This is a genomic window from Oscillochloris sp. ZM17-4, assembly GCF_019599295.1.
Taxonomy (GTDB): Bacteria; Chloroflexota; Chloroflexia; order Chloroflexales; family Chloroflexaceae; genus Oscillochloris.
Genome location: NZ_JAIEWN010000093.1, coordinates 1 through 7,437, shown reverse-complemented (window position 1 = coordinate 7,437; position 7,437 = coordinate 1). Strand labels below are relative to the sequence as shown.

Here is a 7,437-nt window from a genome sequence, read left to right as displayed (position 1 = left end):
AGCTCTCCCACACCCTCACCGTGCGTAGTGTTGTTGCTGGCAACAAAGTTCAAAAAATTCAGGGGTTTTTACATCTGTGAAAGTCCCTGGATTCTTTGAGGCAACAAATGCGTCGCTCGCTGCGCTTTGCAATAGGACAAAGTGGATGAGGTTGTAAAGCGTTTCACTACTGTAAAATTCTCCTGATTTCTTTGAAAAATTTCAAAGAAATCAAGTAGAGGCTGGGGTAAATTGTCGAATCAGAGCAGAAGCCTTGTTTGGGATTTTCTCCAACGTGCCTCAACTCCTTGCAAGGTCATTGAAGCTTTTTTCAATATACCGCAACGCCAGTTCATTCAGCATATAAATAATTTCGGAGCGATCCATGCTTATAGTTTGATTCAATCCAAAGAGTCGCTCCTTCCGTAAATTATCCTTCAACCGAAACTCTAGGGTGTTGAGATCAGCTTGTATAGCCGCATCTGCATTACCTAAGTGCTCGCGTAGCGTCGCTAGACCTCTGTCGTAGTTCAATCGACGTGTGCTTCCTGACACAATTTGTGAGGAACTAGATATCTTGGAACCAATACTAGCTTCGATTCTCTGCGCTTCGCTTCCTGGGAAGGCTGGGCGACTAGTCATATACACCGGGCCTGTATCACGCGAACGAATATACAGTACTGGGATGAACCACGATGCCTCGTCGGCTTCCTCAATATATAGTGCCTGGCGAGCCCTATTAACGGCATCCTGAAGGCTCTGACCCGCTGCAAGTGCGCGGTAGATTACCCCAATGGCCCGTGCTGCCACATTCATCCGTATGCCCAGTTGCATCCCGATCACTGATGGCACAGCCATACTTAGCGCTGGCGCGACTCCGGTAAGGAGATTGTTTACAGCGGATTCAACTAATGCGCTCTGCATGGTTTGTAGCACGACTAACTTCACGTCACCGAACAGCACAGTGAGTCGATCAATACTTACCCAACTCATCCTACCATCTTGCTCATCAAGCATAAGCGCACCTTTGCCGTCGGCGTAACGTCCGTAACCGATGTAGTGGACTATATCCGGTGGATGGCTAAACTGAAATACGTCCACCACTGATCGAAGGGTTGCAGGACTAATCTCATCAATCAATACTTGACCGGTATCAAGTAGTGGCTGAAAGGCAGCCATACGGGCAGTGCGTGCGAGTTCGCGCTGCTTGGATGAGGAGCCGAAATGCGGTTCGATCAAAAGGATGCGTAGTGGACCCTCCTTGCGAGGAGGGGAGAATGCATAAGATAAGTCAAAGTGTCGTGTAATTGCTATAGTGTCACTGCGACTTAATAACAGCGGCACAGGTCCATCATCCCAAAGCAACTCCCAGGGCAAAGCCATAAGTCCTATTGCATCTGGTGGGAAACGAAGATTCAAGGTCAGCCGTCGGTTGGCTGAAATAGCGAAGTCACGAGCCGTGTTCAAAGATGTGGCCCCTATAGAATCGGCCGTCAAAGCACGGTACAGTGCACGTCCAATACGCCGTTCGATATCGAAAGCCACAGAACCATTCGTATCAATGAGATCGAAATCTGATAATAGACTTATCTCTATAGGATTGAATGGATTGGTTTCGGTTAGCTTGCTATTCAGTGCGCGCATGACAATTCCTGTAATTTCAGCATTATAAGGAGGTATAAACTGACTGGAGCGCACGCCGATCACATCAGACTCCCAACGTACAGCCACTCTATCGCTGCTGGTCGATGTAAACGAAATTGTTAGTTGTATGGTGTCGAGTTCAACTTGTGGCGTAAGAATAAGAGGATCGGGATTTGAAGTTCTTCGTCGAGGCACCTCACTAGAGTTTGGTTGTACTTCTGCCTGTGCCGCTCGCTCATTGAGAATCTGTACCCTCAACTGTTTCTGGAGTGAAACCCAATTGATCTGTAGATCACGCAGTGCATCTGCATAAAGTGGAGCGATTACCTTCAAGGCTCCCCCTGCCATGTGCATGCCGCGTTCTAGCCCATCTATAAGTCTTGATCGTCTACCTATGGGTAATGCCAGCGTTAAATCGGGTCCGGCATCATTCAAGAGCAGCGCCGACAACAGCGCAATGTCTAGATCTTGTTGCTTGAGGGCATCATGTAACACATATTCACATTCATCTACGCTATCGGCGGATAGAGTAATAAGTTGCTCCAGCATGGCAGATCGAGATAAAACTTCGATTCCGTTGAGAATAAAGCCAATTTTTGTAATTACAAAGCCTGTAGTGCCGATAAGTGAAGTTAAAATGATGCTAGTGACGCTGGATAGCAATCTTTCGGGCGCGGAACGCGCAAAATCACTTGCTACTTTTCCATCTAATAATACGCGTAAATTGGTCGCAAGTTCAGGAAATGGCGTTGTTTCAGAGGTAATATCAATCCCCAAAAATTCAGCGGAACGATGGAATTTCACTCTTAATGTCTCCATGATCCATGTTCGATTGAAGACACGCTTATAAATAGCGTTACGTATCGCTAGTAAACCATCTTCAGAGCGAACTACACCAGATAATTTAAGATGTGCAACAGTATCCAATCGCTCATTATCTGGAATAGCCAGATCGGCCAATATATCTGCGTAGACTTTCAGTACACTAGGTGCATAGGGTTTGCGAATAAGCATATCTCGAACGAAACGGATGTTGTGATCTTGAATGTCCTGCTTGAAAAAGACTTTCTCGACAACACCGGCCAGTTCTGACTCATTACGTGGCAGTCGGGTTACTACAAGTTCTTTGCACAGACGTTGCGTTAGATATGGATGACCGCCTGTCCAATTTAAAATCCAAGTAGTAAGTGTAATAGCCTGTTCAGAGGGCAATCCAAATCCTACTCCTAGTTTGGCCGCATCTTGGAGCGTAAAATCGGTTAGATCGATTCTAACGCCGATGTTAAATGGTGTCCGTTTTGGGTTATGAATCAGATCTGTAGGTTGGGCAACTCCTAGCAGCACAAATGATAAGCGACGGAAATGCAGATCTCGCGAACGAGCATTGTATGCGGCTCGAATTGCGGCAAAAAAGTCATCAGCCGAGAATGAAAGCGAACGAGTTGTGTCAATTTCATCTACAAATATAACAAGCGGTGATGTTGTATTTTCAAGTATGACTTCACGAAGAAATTTACCAAACTTCCGGGCATTAGACAGGTGTGAGTGCTGGCTCCACCACTGCTGATAGTCTACCTTCAGGGAAAGTTCCTCAACAATGACGTCAAGGATACCAAGATACCATTCATCAGGTGATGCCTGCGCTCCGATATCAGTAAGATCAATCAGCACTGTGCGAACACCCTCCGCCTCAAGACGTTCGGCGACTCGCGTCATCAGTGACGATTTACCCATTTGTCGGGCCGTCAGCACATAGGTGAAATCTCCAGCCTTACAGTGTTGCAGCAATTGCTCGTCGGCTAGCCGGTCGATATAGATTCCATCACCGGCCTGTACTGTTCCGCCAGCAACAAATCTCGGTTTAGTCATCGAGTCGCTCCTTGAAATAGTTGGCGTAGAGTTGGCAGCGTGGAACCACAGTCGATCCCTCTCGTCTTACCAGGCCAGCGCCGCGCAGACGGAAGAACAGTTGCTCGTCAGGGCAGATGTGAAGACGAAGAATCTCACGCATAGCCGTAATCAAATCAGTACGTAAATTGAGTCTGAAAAGATAGTGACGAAGATGATCTCCAAATGGCCCCTGGTCATCAGCCGCGTGGGCAAATAGGTCTGTACAGGTGATGCGATTACTTGCAATGAGATATAGTGCGCGTCTCGTTAGATAGGGATGACCACTTAACAAATCCATTAAGCGGCTCTCGTCGCTGGAATTTAGTGGCGAATCGTGGCGCCGATTCAACTCAGCGACCTGCTCGTATGAAAAATCGGCGAGGTCGATGACTTCTCCTACATTGAATGGCGATTGGTTGAGGCTGGCGATTAACTGGTAAGGTTCGGTTGATGTAACTAGTACTAAGTCAAGATTTTTCCATACATTTCCAACCTTACGCTTATTATGCCAACTGCGTAGCATGCCAAAGAAATCGTCTCGAAACTCTGTCTCAAAGAGACGTTCAACCTCGTCCATTGCAATTACCAGCGGTTTTCCGACCTGTTTAAGGAGGTGACGCTCGACGTAATTCGTGCAACGCTTGATATTACCGAGCGGCGATGTCCAGTACTGATCTATGCGGTTCTCTAATTCGAGCGCATCAGTCAGCCAAGCACAAAATTGTGAGAAGAAGATATCGGGATCCGAGAGCACAGTTTTATCGAACTCCTGAAAATCGAGGAACGCGACTACTTTCCCGGAAGCCCATGCTGCATCAATAATTCTTTGCAACAGAGAGCTTTTACCCATCTGCCGTGGTGCCTTAATGCTTATAGTTTCCCCCTGCCGTGTAATGGCTTCCAACGCAATAGCGTCAGCAGGACGAACAACATAGAAGACCGACTGAGGATCCATAGTTCCTTCCGGCTGTTCTAGTCGAATGGGTTGGGCCGAAGGCGTCGGTGGCTGAATCAGAGGTGAGAGGCTTAACTCAACAATCTGCGCTTTCATCTCGTTGCTCGCAATCGCCAATGGTTGCCCAGAGATGGCAGCTTTCAATTCCGTGATCAGAGATCCAGTATCAGTGGGGTTCTCCCAGAATGCCCAGTTGATTGGATCCAGATAGACATTAAGCGGATTCGGGAACGGTTCCCGATATGCCAAACGTATGGGAAGAATTGCTGGTCGCCCTCCTTGTAACGCTGCAAAGTGATGGGCACGAATTATCTCTGAGGCGACCATCTCACTATGAACAGAGTGAAACGACAGAAAACTGATGAAGACATCGGCTTGACGCAACTCTGCGTCAATTCGCTCGGCCCAGCGAGTGCCTACTGGCATCACTTGATCAATGAAAACATTATACTCTGAGCGTAATGCTTGGTAAACTTCTAATGCAACAGATTGATCGGGTTCCACATCTCGTTTGTAGCTAATGAAGATGCGGGATCTCTTGCTTGTAGCAAGGTCGTCCACTCTTGTTTGCGCCACTGCCTGGGGATGGGTCTGACCATCGTAGTTATTAACAGGCGATTGTTCGAAGTCCTTCCCACCAGGTACTTGCTGCTCAAGCCAGATACTTCCTCGCCGCAAACGACTAAACAGCGTTGGAGTCCAATAATCTGGTGCCTGGCTAATCTGGCTTCGTGCTGCTGCAACAGCCCGATCTATTTGCCCGTCGCGCAGCAACTCTTTGAAGAACTCGGGCATAAACGCCGCGACGGTACTCATCAAAACATTCCCTTGCATAGCTAGAACAGCAGGAATACCTGCCTTAACTAGTCTCGGCCCAAGAGCAGACAACTCGCCATTATCATCACTTTGTTGCTCCGTACCATCATAGTGATCACAATCTTGCCCTGAGCCAGCGCTTTGGCACGAGGCGAGTACTATGAGCACCGGTCGGCGGGATGGCTCACTTAGTGCAATCTGCCGCACGAGATCCTTACCCGCGACAACATGGATCGATCCATTGTCATGCTCAAAGTACAGATAAGGCTCATCTTTCAGGGTCTTGCGCAACGATAACAGGGCACCGTGGCAAACAAGGTAGATGATATCGTACCCCTCCTGGAGAGCTTTGATCACTAGCTTTCGCGTGATCCGTGTCTTACCATCGCTTACAATCTGTCGTGCGATAAGCCCACCGTGTTCAACTAGACCAAGAGCGTCTGTAGCACGTTGCAATTCTGCTGTTGTATCGATCGGTGCAAGTTGGCGTCGCTTATCTTCCAAGGATCGCGGCTGTTCGGCTAATTCTGCTGGGCTTGCAATGATTACTAATGCGCGCAAATCTGCTTTTGGTCGCAGGCGATACTGCGACCAGCCAGTATTGTCTAGATAGCGTGAGAAGAGGATGCGCTGGTTTGCGATAAGCCATGTGTCGTTACTATCATCCCATAATGTTTCCCAGCGTAGTCCATGAAGATGTGCCGCACTACTGTCAATAAATAAGCAAATCCGAAGCACACGATCTGTGTGCTCAGCGACGGCACGTGTTTCTTGAAAAATTTGTTTAATGGCTGGATCAGCTAGAAGATTCTGAGCTAATAGCTTGCCATACTCTATCGGATTGAGAGTAAGTTCACGGAGTTTCTCGAAGTCAAACCGCACAAGGCCGTGTTCAGGTGGAGGGCCACCTTCGACCTGCGGATCTAGATCAGTAAAGCGAACAACTACATCATGCGTATCTTTCCTGTGTTGGTATAGACCGATCTCGAGTTCGAGGTGGTATGCGTTTTTCATATAATACTTTAGTGGTTGCTAAGCAAGATGTGAAGCCAACGCCGATTCAAACTGTCCAACTCGCAGATAGCGCCTCAGCCTGCTGCAAGACCGTCTGCACGGCGGCGTCCTGGAGGTCGGGTGGGTAGCCGTATTTGCGCAGGATGCGCTTGACCAGCACGCGCATGCGGGCGCGGGCCGACTCGCGGTGCGCCCAGTCGACCGAGATGTTCTCGCGCAGGCTCACGAGGAGCTCGTGGGCGATCAGCTTGAGCTTGTCGTCGCCGAGCATGTCAATCGCGCTCTGGTTCTGCGCCAGGGCGTCATAGAAGGCGATCTCTTCCTCAGAGAGGCCCTGCTCTTCGCCGCGCTGCCGCGCCGCGCGGATCTCCTTCGCCAGCTCGATGAGCTCCTGGAGAATCTCGGCGGTGGTGATCGCGTTTGCATGATAGCGCGCGATTGCGTCTTCAAGGCGCTCGGAGAACGCTTTTGTTTGCACCACGTTTGTCTTGCTGCGCGAGCGGATGCTGTCGTTGAGCAGCTTGCGCAGCGCCTCCAGCGCCAGGTTCTTCTTCTCCATCTGCTGGACTTCGGCCAGGAACTCATCGGAGAGGATCGAGATGTCAGGGGAAGTGATACCGGCCGCCTTCAGGATGTCAACGATCTCGGTAGAGACGACGGCGCGACTGATGATCTGCTGCACCGCTAGGTCACGATCACCTGTGCTGACGCCGTTGCTCGCCTCGCTCTTGACCAGCGCTGCGCGGATGGCCTGGAAGAAGCCCACCTCGTCGCGGATCTGCCGGGCCTCGTCGCTGGCGCTGACCAAGGCAAACGCCCTTGATAATCCGAGCACCGCATCCTGATAGCGCCGATGAGCCTGCTTTTTGCCGTCAGGTGTGGTCTCCTTTGCGGCGAGCGTTTGCTGGAGGTTGAGAATCCACTCGATTGCGCCCGCCATCATCGCCAGTCGCTCGTGCGGCGTCCCATTTAGGGCAGTTGTATAGTCGAATCCGTGGTACATATCCCGTACCACTTCGTAGCGCTCCAATAGCATCGCGACGGCCTGCGCCTCATCGACACCGGTCTGCTCCTGGTCGTGCTGCGAGTATTGCTGGAGCGCCGATTTGAGGTTCTGAGCGATGCCGATGTAGTCGACG

At 49.9% G+C, this 7,437-nt stretch carries 3 protein-coding genes; all 3 read right to left on the bottom strand.

Features of this window, described 5'->3' with window-relative positions:
- Positions 1-279: 279 nt before the first annotated feature.
- Positions 280-3,492 carry an AAA-like domain-containing protein gene (locus tag K2Z83_RS27285; RefSeq protein ID WP_220598328.1) on the bottom strand — a complete coding sequence of 1,071 codons (3,213 nt, stop codon included), beginning with the start codon at positions 3,490-3,492 and terminating at the stop codon, positions 280-282.
- Positions 3,485-6,298, bottom strand: coding sequence for an AAA-like domain-containing protein (locus K2Z83_RS27280; RefSeq protein ID WP_220598327.1), 2,814 nt, complete (start codon positions 6,296-6,298; stop codon positions 3,485-3,487). The genes K2Z83_RS27285 and K2Z83_RS27280 overlap by 8 nt, the downstream gene beginning before the upstream one ends.
- A 46-nt stretch (positions 6,299-6,344) precedes the next feature.
- On the bottom strand, positions 6,345-7,437 hold a 1,093-nt coding region (locus K2Z83_RS27275; protein WP_220598326.1), incomplete at its 5' end, for a DUF3387 domain-containing protein.

Excerpts from the sequence above, each read along its gene's own strand:
- K2Z83_RS27285 (WP_220598328.1), bottom strand. The coding sequence starts at position 3,492 with ATGACTAAACCGAGATTTGTTGCTGGCGGAACAGTACAGGCCGGTGAT.
- K2Z83_RS27280 (WP_220598327.1), bottom strand. The coding sequence starts at position 6,298 with ATGAAAAACGCATACCACCTCGAACTCGAGATCGGTCTATACCAACAC.